The organism is Hwanghaeella sp. (assembly GCF_965227365.1).
Classification (GTDB): domain Bacteria; phylum Pseudomonadota; class Alphaproteobacteria; order UBA8366; family Aestuariispiraceae; genus Hwanghaeella.
Genome location: NZ_OZ245754.1, coordinates 1,194,306 through 1,210,660 on the forward strand (window position 1 = coordinate 1,194,306; position 16,355 = coordinate 1,210,660).

General features: G+C 59.9%; 16 protein-coding genes and 1 other RNA gene. 6 read left to right on the forward strand and 11 right to left on the reverse strand.

From position 1 onward, the window contains the following. Window positions 1-45: 45 nt before the first annotated feature. The 4 genes from ACQK2G_RS05370 to ACQK2G_RS05385 all read right to left on the reverse strand — a co-directional run bounded on the left by ACQK2G_RS05370 (window position 46) and on the right by ACQK2G_RS05385 (window position 4,229). The gene (locus tag ACQK2G_RS05370) at window positions 46-2,091 is read right to left on the reverse strand and encodes a FlgK family flagellar hook-associated protein (protein ID WP_425404000.1); all 2,046 of its coding nucleotides are present in this window, start codon (window positions 2,089-2,091) and stop codon (window positions 46-48) included. Window positions 2,092-2,179: 88 nt separating this feature from the next. Then, window positions 2,180-2,734 carry a hypothetical protein gene (locus ACQK2G_RS05375; protein ID WP_425404001.1) on the reverse strand — a complete coding sequence of 185 codons (555 nt, stop codon included), beginning with the start codon at window positions 2,732-2,734 and terminating at the stop codon, window positions 2,180-2,182. Further along, complete coding sequence (locus ACQK2G_RS05380) at window positions 2,731-3,060, reverse strand: rod-binding protein (protein ID WP_425404002.1); 330 nt, start codon at window positions 3,058-3,060, stop codon at window positions 2,731-2,733. The genes ACQK2G_RS05375 and ACQK2G_RS05380 overlap by 4 nt, the downstream gene beginning before the upstream one ends. Further along, a complete protein-coding gene (locus tag ACQK2G_RS05385) occupies window positions 3,060-4,229 on the reverse strand; it encodes a flagellar basal body P-ring protein FlgI (protein ID WP_425404003.1) in 1,170 nt (389 codons plus the stop codon). The genes ACQK2G_RS05380 and ACQK2G_RS05385 overlap by 1 nt, the downstream gene beginning before the upstream one ends. Before the next feature lie 261 nt (window positions 4,230-4,490). Here ACQK2G_RS05385 and ACQK2G_RS05390 point away from each other — a divergent pair, with 261 nt between their 5' ends. From ACQK2G_RS05390 to ACQK2G_RS05400, 3 genes are all read left to right on the forward strand, one after another. Further along, window positions 4,491-4,949, forward strand: a complete 459-nt coding sequence (locus tag ACQK2G_RS05390) for a flagellar assembly protein FliX (RefSeq protein WP_425404004.1) — start codon at window positions 4,491-4,493, stop codon at window positions 4,947-4,949. Window positions 4,950-5,206: 257 nt separating this feature from the next. Next, on the forward strand, window positions 5,207-5,572 hold the full coding sequence (gene dksA / locus ACQK2G_RS05395) for an RNA polymerase-binding protein DksA (protein ID WP_425404005.1): 366 nt from the start codon (window positions 5,207-5,209) through the stop codon (window positions 5,570-5,572). A gap of 243 nt (window positions 5,573-5,815) precedes the next feature. Beyond that, window positions 5,816-7,369, forward strand: coding sequence for an alkaline phosphatase D family protein (locus ACQK2G_RS05400; RefSeq protein ID WP_425404006.1), 1,554 nt, complete (start codon window positions 5,816-5,818; stop codon window positions 7,367-7,369). A gap of 82 nt (window positions 7,370-7,451) precedes the next feature. On the opposite strand, the gene ACQK2G_RS05405 is transcribed toward ACQK2G_RS05400, so the two are convergent. Further along, a complete protein-coding gene (locus ACQK2G_RS05405) occupies window positions 7,452-7,619 on the reverse strand; it encodes a histidine kinase dimerization/phospho-acceptor domain-containing protein (protein ID WP_425404007.1) in 168 nt (55 codons plus the stop codon). 496 nt (window positions 7,620-8,115) lie between these two features. On the opposite strand from ACQK2G_RS05405, the gene ACQK2G_RS05410 reads away from it, so the two are divergent. Beyond that, window positions 8,116-8,346: a hypothetical protein gene (locus ACQK2G_RS05410; protein ID WP_425404008.1), complete on the forward strand. Its 231-nt coding sequence runs from the start codon at window positions 8,116-8,118 to the stop codon at window positions 8,344-8,346. Here ACQK2G_RS05410 and ACQK2G_RS05415 read toward each other — a convergent pair. Continuing rightward, a complete protein-coding gene (locus tag ACQK2G_RS05415; protein ID WP_425404009.1) occupies window positions 8,324-9,412 on the reverse strand; it encodes a P63C domain-containing protein in 1,089 nt (362 codons plus the stop codon). The genes ACQK2G_RS05410 and ACQK2G_RS05415 overlap by 23 nt on opposite strands. A 119-nt stretch (window positions 9,413-9,531) precedes the next feature. Between ACQK2G_RS05415 and ACQK2G_RS05420 the strand changes: the two genes are divergently transcribed. Next, a complete protein-coding gene (locus tag ACQK2G_RS05420; RefSeq protein ID WP_425407611.1) occupies window positions 9,532-10,413 on the forward strand; it encodes an IS1 family transposase in 882 nt (293 codons plus the stop codon). Window positions 10,414-10,486: 73 nt separating this feature from the next. Continuing rightward, window positions 10,487-11,218 carry a hypothetical protein gene (locus ACQK2G_RS05425; protein ID WP_425404010.1) on the forward strand — a complete coding sequence of 244 codons (732 nt, stop codon included), beginning with the start codon at window positions 10,487-10,489 and terminating at the stop codon, window positions 11,216-11,218. A 187-nt stretch (window positions 11,219-11,405) separates the two neighbouring features. Here the strand turns inward: ACQK2G_RS05425 and ACQK2G_RS05430 are convergent, their stop codons facing one another. The 5 genes from ACQK2G_RS05430 to ACQK2G_RS05450 all read right to left on the reverse strand — a co-directional run bounded on the left by ACQK2G_RS05430 (window position 11,406) and on the right by ACQK2G_RS05450 (window position 16,340). Next, window positions 11,406-12,269 (reverse strand): TauD/TfdA dioxygenase family protein, encoded by an 864-nt coding sequence (locus tag ACQK2G_RS05430; RefSeq protein ID WP_425404011.1) that lies wholly within the window; start codon window positions 12,267-12,269, stop codon window positions 11,406-11,408. Between the two features lie 13 nt (window positions 12,270-12,282). Then, entirely contained in the window at window positions 12,283-13,899 is a 1,617-nt protein-coding gene (locus ACQK2G_RS05435; protein ID WP_425404012.1) for a fumarate hydratase, read from the reverse strand. 188 nt (window positions 13,900-14,087) lie between these two features. Continuing rightward, on the reverse strand, window positions 14,088-14,609 hold the full coding sequence (locus ACQK2G_RS05440) for an SspB family protein (protein ID WP_425404013.1): 522 nt from the start codon (window positions 14,607-14,609) through the stop codon (window positions 14,088-14,090). Between the two features lie 241 nt (window positions 14,610-14,850). Next, window positions 14,851-15,236, reverse strand: a transfer-messenger RNA (tmRNA) gene (ssrA, locus tag ACQK2G_RS05445). A 21-nt stretch (window positions 15,237-15,257) separates the two neighbouring features. Further along, a complete protein-coding gene (locus ACQK2G_RS05450; RefSeq protein ID WP_425404014.1) occupies window positions 15,258-16,340 on the reverse strand; it encodes an NAD(P)H-dependent flavin oxidoreductase in 1,083 nt (360 codons plus the stop codon). Window positions 16,341-16,355: the final 15 nt, after the last annotated feature.

Sequence of the window (16,355 nt, forward strand, 5' to 3'; positions counted from 1 at the left end):
GGTGGCCGGGCCGGCCCGCCGGGCCGACGGATTGCGTGTGATCAGTTACTGAACGATGGTTTCGAGAGTTCCGAACAGATCGTCGACGACGCTCAATACCCGGGCGGTCGCGGCGAAGGAGTTCTGCAGAACGGTCAGCCGCGCCAGTTCCTCGTCGACATTAACGCCGACCTCGTCGCGCAGGGCCTGAAACAGGTTGTCGCGCAGGGTTTCCGACCGTATCGACTGCCGGGTCGCGACCTCGCCCTGACGGGTGATCTCGACCAGGATGCCCGAGGCCAGACCGGTATAGTCCTCGCTCTGAATATTGACGCCGGCGCCGACGATGGCGCGGGCTTCGCTGTTGAGGGAGGTCAGCACGCGGCTGCCGACCAGCAGTTTCACTTCTTCCGCGTTCGCCGTCAGCGTATCGTTGACGCGGAAATTGACGCGCGAGACATCGCCGGGTGTGGTTCCTGTCTCCGCCTCGAAGAAGCGCGCGGCCTCGCCGCTGTTCGGCGTGCCTTCGAGGACGGCGACGCCGCCGGAGGTGATGAAGCCGAGGGATGCCAGCGGCGTGTTCGCCCCGTCGGTGATGACCAGCGAGCCTTCCGCGCTGCTGATCTCCAGGAAGCCGTTGGCGTTCAATTCCGCACGGACCCCTTCGACATCGTTCAAGGCGGCGATCAGATCGCCCGCGGTCTGCGCCTCGCCGGCCCCTGTGCCGATGGTGATCGTCGTCGCGCCGGCGCCCGCGGCCGTCACCGTAAAGGTGGACGGATCGGTCAGGCCCGTGGTGGCGACCAGGTCCGTCGTCGCGGTCAGCGCCGTGGATCCGGTGGCGATCTCGTTCTGATAGGCACGGGCGAAACTGACGGCGACATTTTGCGCGAAGGTCTGCGGGCTGCTGCTGACGATGCCGAGGCCCGCGGCGGCGCCGTCGGGGTCGGTGATCGTCAGGGCGCCGGCATTGGACATGATCACGACCTGTCCGTTTGCGTCGATCCGGGCATCCACATTGGTCAGGGCATCCAGCGCGGCGACCAGGGAGGCGGCCGTCTGGTTGGCGCCGACCGTGACGGTCTGGTCGCTGCCGCCGACATTGATCGTGATGACGTCGCCGGCATCGACCCCGGTCAGGGTGGTGATGTCGGTATCGCTGAGGACGGGCTGCGTGCCGCGCGCCTGGGCGACGGAAACATCGACGAAGGAAAAGGCGAGTTCGTCGAGCTGATTGCGAAGCTTCTGAATCGGCGCGACCCCGTTCTGAGTGCTTTGCAGCGAGGTGCCGTCGGTGCGCAGCAGGTTGATTTGCGCCGCCAGTTTGCCGTCGGTCAGCTGATTGGACAGATCGGTGGAGGCCGATCCCGTCTTCGTCAGGGTGAAATCCGCCTCGTTGAAGGTGAATACCGAGGCCGAGGCGTCCACGAGATCCAGGCCCGTCGTCGTATAGACGGCGACCGACCCGTCCGCCTTGGCCAGGACCTGAATGTCGAAGACCTCGGCGACCTTCAGGATTTCCGCGTCGCGCAGGTTCTCCAGATCGGCGATCGGACGGAAGGCGGCCTTCTCGTTGATGATCGTATCGTTCAGCCGCTCGATTTCCGCCAGGGCGTCGTTGACGTCGGCGACCGTGTCGCGCAGGTCCGTGCGGATCTGTCGTTCGATCACGTCCAGGCCGTCGGAAAGGCGCTGAATTTCGATGGCGACGGACTGGCCCAGCAGGACGACGTCGGTACGCGCGGCATCGTTTTCGGGGGCGGCTTCGAAGGCCTTCCAGGCGCTGCGGAATTCCTCGATCGCGTCCGTCAGGGGTGTCTGTCCGGTCAGGGTGCCGGTCAGCTGCTCAATCAGTTCATAGGCTTCATTGCGGGCCGATGACGCGGCGGCGGTGTTGACTTCGCCCAGCAATTCGTTGCGCAGGCCGACATTGACGCGCCTTACGATCTCGGCGATCCGGACACCGCCATTGGTGATGTCCGAAAAGATCGCATCCTGGGCGTTGTAGTCCTGGTTGGTCGCGTTGGCGACGTTCTGCGAGGTGACGTTTACCGCCGTGTTGATCGAGTTGAGGCTCGAAATGGCGGATTGTATCGCGGCCGTAAGGGTCATGGTGTTGAGCCCGGTAATATTGTTCCGAATTCACTCTCGGAATATCTATTGCAAAGGCCGGACCAGTTTTGACCCCGCGGCAGCGGGACTAGAGGGTTTCGTTCACCGCCACCGGCGCGCTGGTCTTCGCCGTGTAGGAAACGGCGCCTTTATTGCCGTAACCCTGAACCGGCTGGGCCATTTTGCGCGCGACGTCGGACATGACCCGCATGACCTGTTCGCTGGATCGGACCATGGCGTCCAGCTTCACCTCGTTTTCCCGCAATTTCGCATCGAACTCCTTGGCTCGCGCCAACAGTTCGGCTTTCCGGTCGGGGGAAATTTCCGCCATCAGGGCGCTCAAATTGCCGATCTGCCGCAGCATCGCTTCATACTCGGCAAAAAGCCCCTGCTTCTCCCCGACGATTGGTCCGAGATCCTTGGAGCGCGGTTTGTCCAACAGGGCGTTTTCCCGATCCAGCACGTCAATCAGCTTGTCGACCAGATTGATCATCGCCACCGCGCGGACATTGGCGGCCGCCTGGCTTTCCGTGCCGGCCGTGTCGGCGGGCGTGCCTGTGGCCGTTTCGGATGCAGGCGCCGTTTCCGCCGCGGCGGGGCGGTTCAGGTAGGGGTTGGACGTGGCTTCGGTTTTGTCGCTCATTGGTTTGCCATTTCCTGCATGCGGATGATCTCGCTGCTCACCATCTTGCCGACACCGACGCCGCCCTGTTCGGCGATCGCCTTGCCGTATTCCTGGTGTAGCAGACCGCGATAGGTTTTTTCCGCCTCGCCGCCGCCGAACATGCCGTCGGCTTCCAGGCCGGCGAACATCTGGTCCAGCATGTTGGCGATGAAGAAGGATTCGAAATCCTTGGCCGCGGCCTCGGGATCCCGTCGCGATTTGGCGGAGTCGATATTGGCGCTGGCCGGCCGGTAGATCCCGCTGGTCGCCATGTCGAAGGCTTGGTTCGGCAGAATATCGCTCATCACATCACCTCGATATCGGCCTGCAGGGCGCCGGCATACTTGATTGCCTGCAGAATGGTGATCATGTCGCGCGGCCCGATGCCCAACGCGTTCAGCCCGTTGACGACCTCCTGCAGGCTGACGCCCGTATTCAAGACGGTCAGCCGCTGGTCTCCGCCTTCGTCGATTTCGATGTTGGTGCGGTCGACTGTTTGCGTCGTGCCCGTGTTGGAGAAAGGCTGCGGCTGCGAAACCTGGGGTGTCTCCGTGATCCTGATCGTCAGACTGCCCTGGGCGATGGCGACCTGATTGATCCGTACGTTTTCGCCCATCACGATCACGCCGGACTGTTCGTCGATGACGACCCGGGCAATCTGGTCGGGCTCGACCCGCAATTGCTCGATATCGGTGATCATTTCGACGACGCGGCCGTTATAGGTCTCGGGAATGTCCATTTCGACCGTGCCGGGGTCCAGCACGCGTGTCGTCTCCAGGCCGACGAAGGCGTTGATCGCGCGGCTGACGCGGCGGGCCGTCGTGAAGTCCGGGTTCCGAAGCGTGATCTTGACCGTTTGCAGGTCTTCCATCCGGAAATTGATCTCACGTTCCACGATCGCGCCATTGGCGATCCGCGCGCTTGTCGGGACCCCCTTGATGACCGTTTCAGCGGCCCCTTGGGCGGAAAACCCGCCAACGGCAAGGGTGCCCTGCGCAACCGCATAAATTTCGCCATCTGCGCCGACCAGTGGCGTCACAAGCAGGGTTCCGCCCAGCAAGCTGCTTGCATCACCCAGGGCCGAGGCGTTCACGTCGATCCGCGCGCCCTGCCGCGAAAACGGCGGCAGGGTCGCCGTGACCATGACGGCCGCGACATTGTTCGTATCCAGCGCATCGTCATCCGCGTTAACGCCGAGGCGCTGCAGCATGCCGACCAGGCTTTCTCGGGTGAAGATCGCGGAATTCAGCCCGTCGCCGGTGCCGTTCAGGCCGACAACCAGACCGTAACCGACCAGCATGTTGTCCCGAACGCCTTCGAAATCGACGATGTCCTTGATCCGGGATTGGCTGAAGCCCGGACTGGCCCAAAGCATGGCGGCCGTCAGGACCGCCAAGGCGATGACGATGCGGCGGCCGGTTCCCCCGAAAAGGGAATGCCGGAAACGCTTGTTATGGTGAGGGTAGGTGAACATTCCTGCCTCATTTCTCTCAATAAAGTCTCTCTCGGCCTGTTCAATGCGAATTGCGTGCCATCCAGGTCACGGTGTTATGTATCTGATTTTGATGATGAAAATTCCACGCATCGTGGCTGGGGCGGGGGCGGCGAGGGACCGGCATAGGAGTCGGGCAAATTCTTCCGCCTTCCGGCCCGGTCGCATGGCGGTCCTTTCCCGATACCGGGAATCCGGTTAGGTTTCAGGACGCTACGACAGCATATTCAGGAAACACGGCACATGAAGGTCGAAGGACCGAACAAAAGCAGCGCGACGACGGGCGCCAAAAAGGCCGGGGCGGCAAAACGTTCCGGCGGGGCATCGTTTGCGTCTTCCCTCAACTCATCCGATTCCTCGGACAGCGTCGAAAAGGCGGCCCCCTCCGCCGGCGGGCTGGTGGGGGCCGTCGATGCGTTGATCGCGTTGCAGGAAGTGGACGCGCCTGAACAAACCGAGGGGGAGGGGCCCCTGTCCGGTGATCGGGAGCAGCGCGCGCGCAAATGGGGTCAGGACATGCTGGACGGGTTGGAAGAGATCCGGATCGGCTTGTTGCTGGGGCGTATTCCCACCCACCGCCTGGATGAAATCGCCAAGGCCGCCTCGCAGGGCAAGACCCAGTCGAACGATCCGCGGCTCGCCGCCGTCTTGGGCGAGATTGAGGTTCGGGCCATGGTGGAATTGGCCAAGCTGCAGCGGTAACCGGTTCCATCGCGCTGGTCGCCGGTTGGTCCGGCGATGGCGGAAAAACATCATTTATCCAATAAAATTATCATTGTGTTTGAGGGGGCAACGCCCTATACCCGCCGCGCGAGGGGTTTAAATTCGCCTTCCGTAGCTTGGGTTAGGAGTATGTTATGTCGTCTGGCCAGTCTACAGGTACAGCTCAAAGCAAGAGTTCCCACCTTTCCGCTACTTTGCTTCCCCCAGATTACTCACCGACCGACGATGAAGAGTTCATGAACCCGCTGCAGCAGGAATATTTCCGACAAAAACTGCTGCGTTGGCGGGTCGAACTTCTTCGGGAATCGTCGGACACGCTTGAAAGCATGCAAGAAGAAAACCTCGCCCAGCCGGATCTGACCGACCGGGCGAGCATGGAAACCGACCGCTCCATCGAGTTGCGGACGCGCGACCGTGAACGCAAGCTGATTGCGAAGATCGATGAAGCGCTGCAGCGCATTCTGGATGGTTCCTACGGTTATTGTGAAGAAACGGGCGAGCCGATTTCTCTGCGCCGTTTGGAAGCCCGGCCGATTGCCACGCTGTCGCTGGAAGCGCAGGAACGTCATGAACGCGATGAGCGCACACGCCGCGACGACTGATCCCGGCAGTCGGGATCGGCCGTTCGGTCGATAATTTTCAAGGGCGGGGGGAATGACCCCGCCCTTTTTCTTTTTTGGATCGGGAAAGCTGTTTCGGCGCGGTTCCGACGGTATATTAGGGTGTCATAGGCCGGTAACGGATAATTCCCATTTCGGCCACCGGTATGTCATGCGGTCTACATCCGCCCGTCATGGAGACGCTTATAGGGTGCGCTCCTCATTTTCGAACCGGGAGTTCAATCCATGACCATGAACCGTCGTCAAATCCTGCGCGGCACCGCCGCCGCGGGTCTGGTGCTTGCGGCACCTGCAATCAGCTATGCGTCCAGCCGTCCCGTCGTCACCCATGGGGTGCAATCGGGTGATGTCGACACGGCCTCCGGCGTGATCTGGACCCGCACGGACCGTCCCGCGAAGGCCTTCGTCGAAGTGGCCACCACCGACAGCTTCAAGAACAGCACCCGCCTGGCGCCGCTCAACGTGCTGCCGGAAAGCGATTTCGCGATGAAGCGGCTGTTGACCGACCTGCCGTCGGACCAGGACATCTTCTACCGCGTCTCCTTCAGCGACCTGACCGGCGGCCATGCCCGGTCCGAACCGGTGACAGGCCATTTCCGCACCGCGCCGGCCTCCCGTCGCAACATCCGCTTCGTATGGTCGGGTGATACCTGCGGCCAGGGCTGGGGCATCGACCGAGATCGCGGCGGCATGATGACCTATGGCACGATGGCCCGCCACAATCCGGACTTCTTCATCCATAGCGGCGATACGATCTATGCCGACGGCCCGATCGCGGCGGAAAAGAAAATGCCGAACGGAGAAATCTGGAAGAGCGTGGTCGAGGAGGGCGTCCACAAGGTCGCCGAGACGCTGGACGAGTTCCGTGGCCGCTGGAAGTACAATATGCTGGATGAGCATGTGCGGGGCTTCAACGGTCAGGTGCCGACATTCTTCCAGTGGGACGATCATGAAGTGGTCAACAACTGGTCTGCGGCCAAGGACCTGACGAATGACGACCGGTATGCGGTGAAGGATATCGCCTTGTTGGCGGCCCGCGCCGGCCGCGCTTTCCATGAGATGACGCCGATCCGCTATACGCCCGCCGAACCGGGCCGCGTCTATCGCAAGATCTCCTACGGTCCGATGCTGGACGTCTTCTTCATCGATCTGCGTTCCTATCGCGGGCCGAACAGCACCTCGATGCAGACGGAAATGACCGACGAGAGCCGTGTGCTGGGGGCGGCCCAGTTGGCCTGGCTGAAGCGGGAACTGGCCAATTCGAAGGCAACCTGGAAGGTCATCGCCTCCGACATGCCGATCGGCCTGATGGTCTGGGACAAGGTCGGCGATACCAAGCGCGTGGAAGCTGTCGCGAACGGCGATCATGGCCCGGCCAGGGGACGCGAATTGGAATTCGCGGACCTGCTGCGCTTCATCAAGGCCGGCGGCGTCAAGAACACGGTCTGGCTGACGGCCGACGTGCATTACACCGCCGCCCATTATTACAACCCGAACAAGGCGCAGGAGCAGGATTTCAACCCGTTCTGGGAATTCGTCAGCGGCCCGCTGCATGCCGGCACGTTCGGCCCGAACGACCTGGATATGACCTTCGGTCCGGAAGTCAAATACGTGAATGCCCCGACCAAGGATCAGGGGGTGAACCTGCCGCCGTCCGACGGGCTGCAGTTCTTCGGTTTGGTCGACATCGACAGTCAGTCCGAAGCGATGACCGTCCGTCTGATGGACCGGGACGATACCGAACTCTGGTCCACGACGCTGGTGCCGGAACGGGCATAATCGCCCGGCCGTTTTCGGACATCAAAAAAGCCCCCGGTGTTGCTCCGGGGGCTTTTTCCGTTCAGGACCACTCACACTCGGCTCAGGCCGAAAGCGCGGGGATCATCCGTTCCAGGCGTTTTTCTTCGTCGAGCACGATCGCAACGAAGCGCTTGCGTTCTTCTTCGCTGATCGTGGGGAAGTCGCGCAGCAGTTCCGCCGCGGACCGGATGGCGGCGAGTGACGTACGAAAAGCAATTTCCTTATCCAAAACGTTGGCTGCCTTTCCGTCTGTTACAGAATTGTCGGTCAAATCGTGTGCAATGTTATCTCTTGGCATAATCCACCTCACTCGACGCATGATGTCGCATCGCGAAAAATGTAACTGTTTGATAAGTCATATAAAGCACCGTTTGTGTTGCAGTGCAACAAAAATCGGTAGTGTCTCACTTTGAAATCTAGTCCGGATTGACGGGGTATCGAAAGCGGCCAGGTCTTCCGATATGCTAGACGCTAAGCATAGGAGGTGTTCGTGGCGACGATTGGCCGAGAATTTTACCGTATGAGCAATCAGTCTGGGATTGGACAACAGTGGTGGACGCTTGAGTTTGATCCAGTAGCAGGCGAGTTGAGTGTCGTGTATTCGTACGAGGGGCACGTTACATCTCACATGCGGCGACTCGTGGACGAGTTCTTTTCGGACGACAACCCCAAGGAAGCTAAGGACGCACTTCGGACCTTGTTGGCTGATTTCATAGGGGGCACGAATGCCTAAAGGCCCCAAAGGACAGAAACGCCCAGCCGATTTGATCGGGAATGCCGTGAGGGTAGCCCAGATCGCCACCGGCGAGGCTGAGGAAGATACCGAAGACGATGGGAAGGACCCCGCCGCAAAGGCCCTTGGCCGGAAGGGCGGCAAGGCCCGCGCGGCGAAGTTGACGCCAGAACAGCGTTCGGAGATTGCCAAGAAGGCGGCTAAGTCTCGCTGGAATCGGTGAACTCTAGCGGCAGTTCTAGCGTGTTTCCCTTCCTAGGCAGAACTTGATCCACCATGTGCAAGAAGCGTTTCCATCCGTAGCCGTTTGCAATCGCCAGCCTCTGGAACATCAAAATAGAGTGCATGTGCGTTGCCAGCATCGGGTCCCCGATATCGTCCGAAAGCCACTGGTGCAGTCTGTTTGGACGATAGCCCTTTTCATTCTTCGGGGTCTTTTTCATGAGTTCTTCGGTGATCCCAGGGCCCAACCGATCATAGATCAAATTTGTGGTGTAGCTGGCGCAGACGCTGAACCTGTTCTTGCTCATCCCCGGCCATTGCCAGCCCTTAAGCTTGTAAATGTTCTCATAAAACTCGTCAGGGAACTTCTTGGCCCAGACCGCCAATTCTCGCCTGATTACAAGTTCCAAATAGGATTGCAGGGCATTCTGCGGTCGAACTTGCTGGTATCCAGTTGCTTCGTCCACAAGCGCAACGATCCCTGTTTCGGCTAGGGCTCGTGTCAGGATTTCGGCCTTCATGGCCTTATCCAATTGCTGTCCTTGCAGAGCGCCGGCCTCTCGCGCCTTTAACCAGACGTTACAAACTGCCGGGAGTATTTGGGCATCATAACCCCGGACGACCCGTGCGCCGTCCACGTAGTCAATCGGCTTTAGGGGCCCGTCCATCATTTCCTTGGAAATAAAGGGCTCTAGCTGTCTGGGGGCGATGAAAAGAGGCAAAGGGGCCCCACCTTCTTCAGACGCTTTTTTCTTCCGTTTTGATGCTCCGCTTCGGTCTCCAAGAACTGCGTTTGTTATACCGGTTTCGCTAAGTACGCGTTGCACGCCTTCTGGGCCCATAACAATCGCGCAAGGGATCTGGACTCCGGCGATACTGAGCTTGCTCTTAAAACTTTCCAAGAGCCTCGGCGTGTCATCCTTAGCCGAGTCGGCCTCGGCCCAGCGCTTCTTAGCTGCCTTCTTCGCTATCGCAGAGCGTTCTTCGGGGGTCAATTTAGCGGCCCTAGCATGGCCGCCCTTCGCCCTGCCGTCGCCATCTCCAAAAAGGTCTATCTCATCAGCCAAAGCAAGCACTCCTTATTTAATGCTTGCAAAATACCCGCACTAAGTGTCTTTTGCAAGCATGATATCAGCATGCTTGCAAAATGCTTGAGAGTAAGCATAAAAGTTCACATTTTGTGGGCATGAACAAACTGCCCACCGAAAAACGCGCCCAGATCCTCAGCATGCTTGTTGTGGGTTCTTCCATGCGTTCAATCTCCCGCGTTGCCGGGGTGTCGATTAACACGGTCACGAAGCTGCTGATCGATGCCGGGGAAGCCTGCGCCGAGTATCACGATCTGCATGTGCGGAACGTGGAAGCCGGTCGCGTCCAGTGCGATGAGATCTGGTCGTTCTGCTATGCAAAACAGAAGAATGTTGCGAACGCGAAAGCCGCGCCGTCTGAGGCTGGCGACGTGTGGACTTGGACGGCCCTGGACGCGGATAGCAAGCTGATCGTGTCCTATCTGGTCGGTGGCCGGGATAGCGCCTATGCAAACGAGTTCGTGCAGGATGTGGCGGATCGGTTGGCGAGCCGGGTGCAACTGACCACGGATGGCCATAAAGCCTATCTGGAAGCGGTAGAGGGGGCTTTCGGGGCAGATGTGGACTATGCCCAGTTAGTGAAGCTGTACGGGGAAGCCCCGGAAGGCGCGAAGGGCCGTTTTAGCCCCGCAGAATGCACCGGAACCCGCAAGCGTACTGTTGAGGGCAAGCCGTCCGAAGAACACATCAGCACGTCATACGTGGAGCGGGTGAACCTGAATATCCGCATGGGGAACCGTCGGTTCACGCGCCTGATGAATGCATTCTCGAAGAAGATCGACAACCATATCCATATGCTGGTGCTGTACTTCCTGCACAATAACTTCTGCCGCATCCATGAGAGCACGAAAGTCACCCCGGCTATGGCTGCTGGCGTCACGGAAACGTTGCATGATATGGAGTGGATAGTATCGTTGATTGACGCGCGTGCGCCGAAAGCTGGGCCGCGCGGGCCGTACAAGAAGGGGATCGGAGAGTGATTGGAACCCAAAAGAGTGAGGGCGGCGCCCCCGAAAGAGCCCGCCCCCTGATCTCGTCCACGGTAGGGGTGCAATGCACAAACCTATCCGCAGCTCACGAAAAATAAATAAGCCGAACCCGACAAAAATGCAAATCACGAATCCGCCAGACGCAGGAAAATTCCCCGCCATAGAGGCCGCTATCCAAAAAGAACGATTGCAAAGGTACCTGCCCGCTGCAGGAGGTGACGCGGAAGAAGCATTTAGATACTATTTGTGGAACTGCAATCTTTGTGAGTCGTTTTATTTGCCTTTGCAGTTTGCTGAAGTCCTGACGCGGAATGCTGTCCACAGATGCTTAATCGCGCGCCTCGGGGAAGAATGGTACCTTCATACGACATTTAGAAGGTTGCTCGACGGTCAATTTGAAAGAGAATTGCAGCGCGCCATTGATGATGAAACAGCGCAACACCAAGGCAACCTCACAAACCATCATATTTGTTCTGCTCTCACCTTCGGGTTCTGGGAACACCTAACGATCAAGAGATTTAGTCGGCTTTTATGGTCCCGTGGCCTACACCATAGTTTCCCAAATATCGGCACCAATACCCGAGAAGATCTTCATGAGTTAATTGAGAAAGTCCGCCGTTGGCGAAACCGAATTGCCCACCATCGCGCGATATTCGACAAAGGCCCTTCGAAGAAATTCCAGGAAACTATGGACCTAATAACCTTAGTTTGTTCCGACACTGCTGACTGGACGACATCTGTATCCAACGTGCAGCAGACTATCAGCATGCGTCCGGAGTCTAATGGTATCACGTGATACCAGGGCGATCGTGCAACGTTGCGCGATCGGGACTCCGGTATGGCTCCTAAACCCGGTTTAAAGTATGGCTCTAGTGGGATTACGTAATACCACTCGTGCGCGGTCAAAATTTGACCCAGTTCACTTAATAACTTTTCTTCACTCACTGAATTTCAAACTGAGACACGACCTGTTAACGGCGTTTTCAGGTGGGGGCGACGCGCATTTTGGCCAATCCGTCCACATCCCTGGCCGTGACGCAGACACTGACCAGTGTGCGTTCCTCGTCATAGGGCCAGGGGCGGCCGCGATGCATGGTCGCGCGTTCATCCCAGATGATCAGGTCGCCCGGTTCCCAGGCATGGGTATAGACCGCTTCCGGCGGTGTCATCGCCGCGGTCAGTTGCTTGACCCAGGCTTTGGCTTCCGCCTGTTCCATGCCGTCCACCGCGCAGACATGGGAGGCGATATAGAGCGCTTCCTCGCCATTCGCCGGATTGGGCCAGACCGCCCGCCAATGTTGTTCAGGCCATTTGCTGATGATGGCCATCCGGGTCAATTCCTTGGCGATTTCCCCGCGGGATGTCTTGTAGTCGTGGCGGAACCCCGTGTGACGCAACCTCTCGCGCGTTTCTTCGGGAAGACGCTTGAAGCCGGCACGGGTCGAGACGAATTCGGTTTCGCCGCCGGAACTGCTGACGACCCGCGCCTGCAGCAGATTGGCGAGCGCGGGAACGGGCAGGAAGGTGCTGTCCGTATGCCAAAGCTGGTTGGCGATCAGGTTCAGGGTATGCAGTGCGTCGGCCGCGGTTACGCCGCCGTCTTCCGTGGCGTTGGAAACGGGCGACAGTCTTTCGGTCGGATCGTCCGTCCGGTTCTCGATCGGACCGAACAGACGCGCCAGGCGCAGATGCTGCGCGTCCGAAAGCGGCTGATTGCGAAACAGCAGCAGGGAATGGGTGTCGAAAAGATGCCGGAGTTCCGCGTAACCGTCTTCCGCGGTAACGGCGTCGAGATCCAGATCATGAACCTCGACGCCGAAATCGGGATGCAGCGGCGTCGTCTTCACATTCGCTCCGGGATCAGCCCATCACGTCCTTGAAGAAATCGTTACCCTTGTCGTCGCAAACGATGAAGGCCGGGAAGTTTTCAACCTCGATCCGCCAAATCGCTTCCATGCCGAGTTCCGGGTATTCGATGCACTCGACCTTCTTGATGCAATCCTGTGCGAGGCGCGCGGCCGGGCCGCCGATGCTGCCCAGATAGAAGCCGCCATGGGCCTGACAGGCCTTGCGCACGACTGGCGACCGGTTGCCCTTGGCCAGCATCACCATGGAACCGCCCTTGGCCTGGAACTCGTCGACGAAGCCGTCCATGCGGCCGGCGGTTGTCGGCCCGAAGGAACCCGATGCATAGCCTTCCGGCGTCTTTGCCGGACCGGCGTAATAGATCGGATGGTCCTTGAAATACTGCGGCAGGTCTTCACCGGAAGCGAGGCGTTCGCGCAGTTTCCGATGCGCGGCATCGCGCGCGACGATGATCGGTCCGGTCAGTGACAGGCGCGTCTTCACCGGGTACTTCGTCAACGTGCCGAGGATTTCCGACATCGGTTTGGTCAGGTCTATGTCGACCACGTCGCCGGAGAAATCGCCGTCCTTCACTTCCGGCAGGAAGCGGGCGGGATCCGTCTCCAATTGTTCCAGGAATACGCCGTCCTTGGTGATCTTCCCCATGGCCTGGCGGTCGGCGGAACAGGAAACCCCGATGCCGATCGGCAGCGACGCACCGTGGCGGGGCAGGCGGATGACACGGACATCGTGGCAGAAATACTTGCCGCCGAACTGGGCCCCGATGCCCATCTGGCGGGTCAGTTCATGCACGACCTTTTCCATTTCCAGGTCGCGGAAGGCGTGACCCGCGTCGCCGCCTTCGGTCGGCAGCCCGTCGAGGTAGCGGCAGGAGGCGAGTTTCACCGTCTTCAGGTTCAACTCGGCGCTGGTGCCGCCGATCACCACGGCGAGGTGGTAGGGCGGGCAGGCCGCGGTGCCGAGCGTGATGATCTTCTCCTTCAGGAATTCGATCATCCGTTCCCGCTCCAGCAGGCTCGGTGTCGCCTGGAACAGGAAGGTCTTGTTGGCCGACCCGCCGCCCTTCGCGACGAACAGGAATTTATAGGCGTCCTCGCCCTCCGCATAGATGTCGACCTGGGCCGGCAGGTTGGTCTTGGTATTGACCTCGTCGAACATCGAGACCGGGGAGACCTGGCTGTAGCGCAGGTTATTGTGGTCATAGGCGTCCATCACGCCCTTGCCCAAGGCGTTGGCATCCGACCCATCGGTCCAGACGCGCCGGCCCTTCTTGCCCATGATGATCGCCGTGCCGGTGTCCTGGCACATCGGCAGCACGCCGCCGGCCGAGATGTTCGCGTTCTTCAGCAGGTCGAAGGCGACGAAACGGTCGTTCGGGGATGCTTCCGGGTCTTCCAGGATATTGCGCAACTGCTGCAGATGACCGGGGCGGAGAAGGTGGTTGATGTCGTGAAAAGCCTCTTCCGACAACAGGCGCAGCGCCTCGGTATCCACCTTCAGGATTTCCTGGCCTTCGAATTCCGACGTGGTGACGTAATCGCCGCTCAATTTGCGGTACGGCGTCTTGTCCTCGCCCAGTGGAAACATTTCGTGGAAATTCGGCTCTGCCATGGTTCATCCCCTTTCGCCCGTCGCGGCTGATTATCCAGATTCTTGTGGCAATCCGCGCTGGCGAAAGCAACACGGACCCGTCCCCAAATGTCTTACCATCGTATATATCGGCAGCCCAAGCGGTAAGCGCCCTGCCGCCGTTGTCGGTGCGCGGAAGGACCTTTGAACGGGCCGAAAACGATTGCCGTCTATTTCTTTCGGAAAGCGTCCAGGGTGACGACATTGTCCGCGTCGCGGCCTTCGCCGTCTGCCGCTTCCTCTGCCGTCTCGGCAGGCGGGGGTGTTTCCCCGGACGGTTCTGCGGTTTCGTCGTCACTGATGTCGAGGATGTCTTCTTCCTCGTCTTCGTCCGGCGTGGAGGGGTGGAATTGCAGGCCGAAATTGACTGACGGATCGGCGAAGGTGATCAGGGCGTCGAGCGGCACGCGCAGGCGTTCCAGCTTCTGATTGAAGCTCAGATCCACCTCCAGCGCTTCGTCGTTGATCGACAGATTCCAGAACTGATGTTGAAGGACGATGGTCATCTCGCGCGGATAACGCTTGTGCAGATGATCCGGTAACTGGGCGTCCGGGTGATCCGTGCGGAAGGTGATATAGAAATGATGCTCGCCCGGCAGACCTTCGGATGCGGCCAATTCGACGGCTTTTCGGACGACACTTCGCATCGCCTCTTCGACCATCGCATTATACCCAATCCGGTCTTCGGACATTCGGTTCCCCGTCTCACATGCAGCGCGTGTCGGAATCAGCGCTATTGAATCAGAAAGGCGCGATACGCGAGAGCAAACCGCCCGGAACCGCGCATCACGTTGTCGCCATAGAATTGCAGTCTCGGTGCCGGGTGAAAAGACCCTAATGGCAGCAATTCGCGAATATCCTGAAGACGGACACGGCCCATCGCCGCATTGTCCTGCGAAATCCACGATTTTTGTCTGACTCAGGAAAAAATAAGGTGGGGGGTTCTGTTGCTAGGTCCCCCATACCCCACCTAGCCGGAGATGACCCGACTAGGAATTCCGAAGTGTCGCTTTGACCGCGTTACGCGGCGACGGCAACCATCTCTTCGTTATCATTGGCATTTATAGCCGTGGCCCGATAACGGCGGATACCATACCGAACGCAGAAAGCATCTTTACTACACGCGTCGATCCTATTTCGCCCCCATCATCAGAACCCAGTTCAATCGCCTGATTTTGCAGGCTTTCTCGGTTCTCATGGTGGAGGCGCCGGGTACCGCCCCCGGGTCCGCTGCGCCTATTCCATGCCACCCTTTAGCGTCATAACCGGCCGAAGCCGGCAAAGTGAATATAGGGATTGGGAAGCGGTTCTTAAAGAGGTTTCAACATCGGGTGCGTCGCTTACGGTTTCAGCCGTTCTATGGCCTGCCCCAGGGCCTCGCCCGCTTCGGAAACCAGCTTTTCGATCAACTTGGCGGCCGGCAATTGCCGGTTCAGCGGTGCGGCCTGCCCGCCCCAGAGGGCCGCGAAATTGCCGTCCCCTTTGGCTTTCGCGGCGCCGGCCAATGCCTTGCCCGCGTCATAGGCGACCGGGTAGGCGGGAACCTCCGCTTCGCGCCCGCGCATGTCGGCCATCAACCGGTTGACGATACCGCGCGCGGGGCGGCCGGAGAGGACGGAAGTGATTTCCGTGGCTTGGCCCGGCGCGCCGACCAGCAGGTCGTGATGCGCCTGACCGGCGGCGGATTCCGCCGTGCTGATGAAGGCGGTGCCGATCTGGACCCCGTCCGCGCCCAGCGCGAAGGCGGCGGCGATCCCGGCGCCGGTTCCGATGCCGCCGGCGGCGACGACCGGGATTCGGACAGCGGCGCGGATTTGCGGGATCAGCGCGAAAGTGCCGATGGCCGCGTCGTGGTCGGCGGAGAAGGTGCCGCGGTGACCGCCTGCTTCATATCCCTGGGCAACGACGATATCGATTCCCGCGGCTTCGACCTGACGGGCCTCTTCGACCGTGGTGGCGGAACACAGGGTCAGGATTCCGGCGGCTTTCAGCGCGTCCAAAGCCTCGGGTCGGGGCAGGCCGAAATGGAAGCTGACCGCGGCGGGGCGCTGGCGGATCAGCATCTCCAGCATGTCCGGGTCGTCGTTGAAGGACGTATATATCTCTGACAGTTCGGCGGGCGGTTCCGCGCCGAATTCCGCGAAATAGGGGCGCAGGGCCTCGATCCAGGCGGCTTCCAGCGCGGTATCGCGTTTCGGCGTTTCGTGGGTGAAGACGTTGACGTTGATCGGCCGGTTGGTCCGGGTTTTCAGATCGGCAAGCGCTGCATCCGCCTGAGGGGCGGTCATCGTGCCGACGGCGAGTGAGCCAAGCCCGCCCGCATTGGCCACGGCGACCGCCAGTTCCGGCGTCGAGACGCCCGCCATCGGGGCCTGGATGATGGGATAATCGATATCGAGTAATTCGGTGAGACGGGATCTCATGAGCGGTATCCTTTG

Coding starts and splice junctions, on each gene's coding strand:
- ACQK2G_RS05370 (WP_425404000.1), bottom strand. CDS start 2,091: ATGACCCTTACGGCCGCGATACAATCCGCCATTTCGAGCCTCAACTCG.
- ACQK2G_RS05375 (WP_425404001.1), bottom strand. CDS start 2,734: ATGAGCGACAAAACCGAAGCCACGTCCAACCCCTACCTGAACCGCCCC.
- ACQK2G_RS05380 (WP_425404002.1), bottom strand. CDS start 3,060: ATGAGCGATATTCTGCCGAACCAAGCCTTCGACATGGCGACCAGCGGG.
- ACQK2G_RS05385 (WP_425404003.1), bottom strand. CDS start 4,229: ATGTTCACCTACCCTCACCATAACAAGCGTTTCCGGCATTCCCTTTTC.
- ACQK2G_RS05390 (WP_425404004.1), top strand. CDS start 4,491: ATGAAGGTCGAAGGACCGAACAAAAGCAGCGCGACGACGGGCGCCAAA.
- dksA (WP_425404005.1), top strand. CDS start 5,207: ATGAACCCGCTGCAGCAGGAATATTTCCGACAAAAACTGCTGCGTTGG.
- ACQK2G_RS05400 (WP_425404006.1), top strand. CDS start 5,816: ATGACCATGAACCGTCGTCAAATCCTGCGCGGCACCGCCGCCGCGGGT.
- ACQK2G_RS05410 (WP_425404008.1), top strand. CDS start 8,116: ATGCCTAAAGGCCCCAAAGGACAGAAACGCCCAGCCGATTTGATCGGG.
- ACQK2G_RS05420 (WP_425407611.1), top strand. CDS start 9,532: ATGAACAAACTGCCCACCGAAAAACGCGCCCAGATCCTCAGCATGCTT.
- ACQK2G_RS05425 (WP_425404010.1), top strand. CDS start 10,487: ATGCACAAACCTATCCGCAGCTCACGAAAAATAAATAAGCCGAACCCG.
- ACQK2G_RS05435 (WP_425404012.1), bottom strand. CDS start 13,899: ATGGCAGAGCCGAATTTCCACGAAATGTTTCCACTGGGCGAGGACAAG.
- ACQK2G_RS05440 (WP_425404013.1), bottom strand. CDS start 14,609: ATGTCCGAAGACCGGATTGGGTATAATGCGATGGTCGAAGAGGCGATG.
- ACQK2G_RS05450 (WP_425404014.1), bottom strand. CDS start 16,340: ATGAGATCCCGTCTCACCGAATTACTCGATATCGATTATCCCATCATC.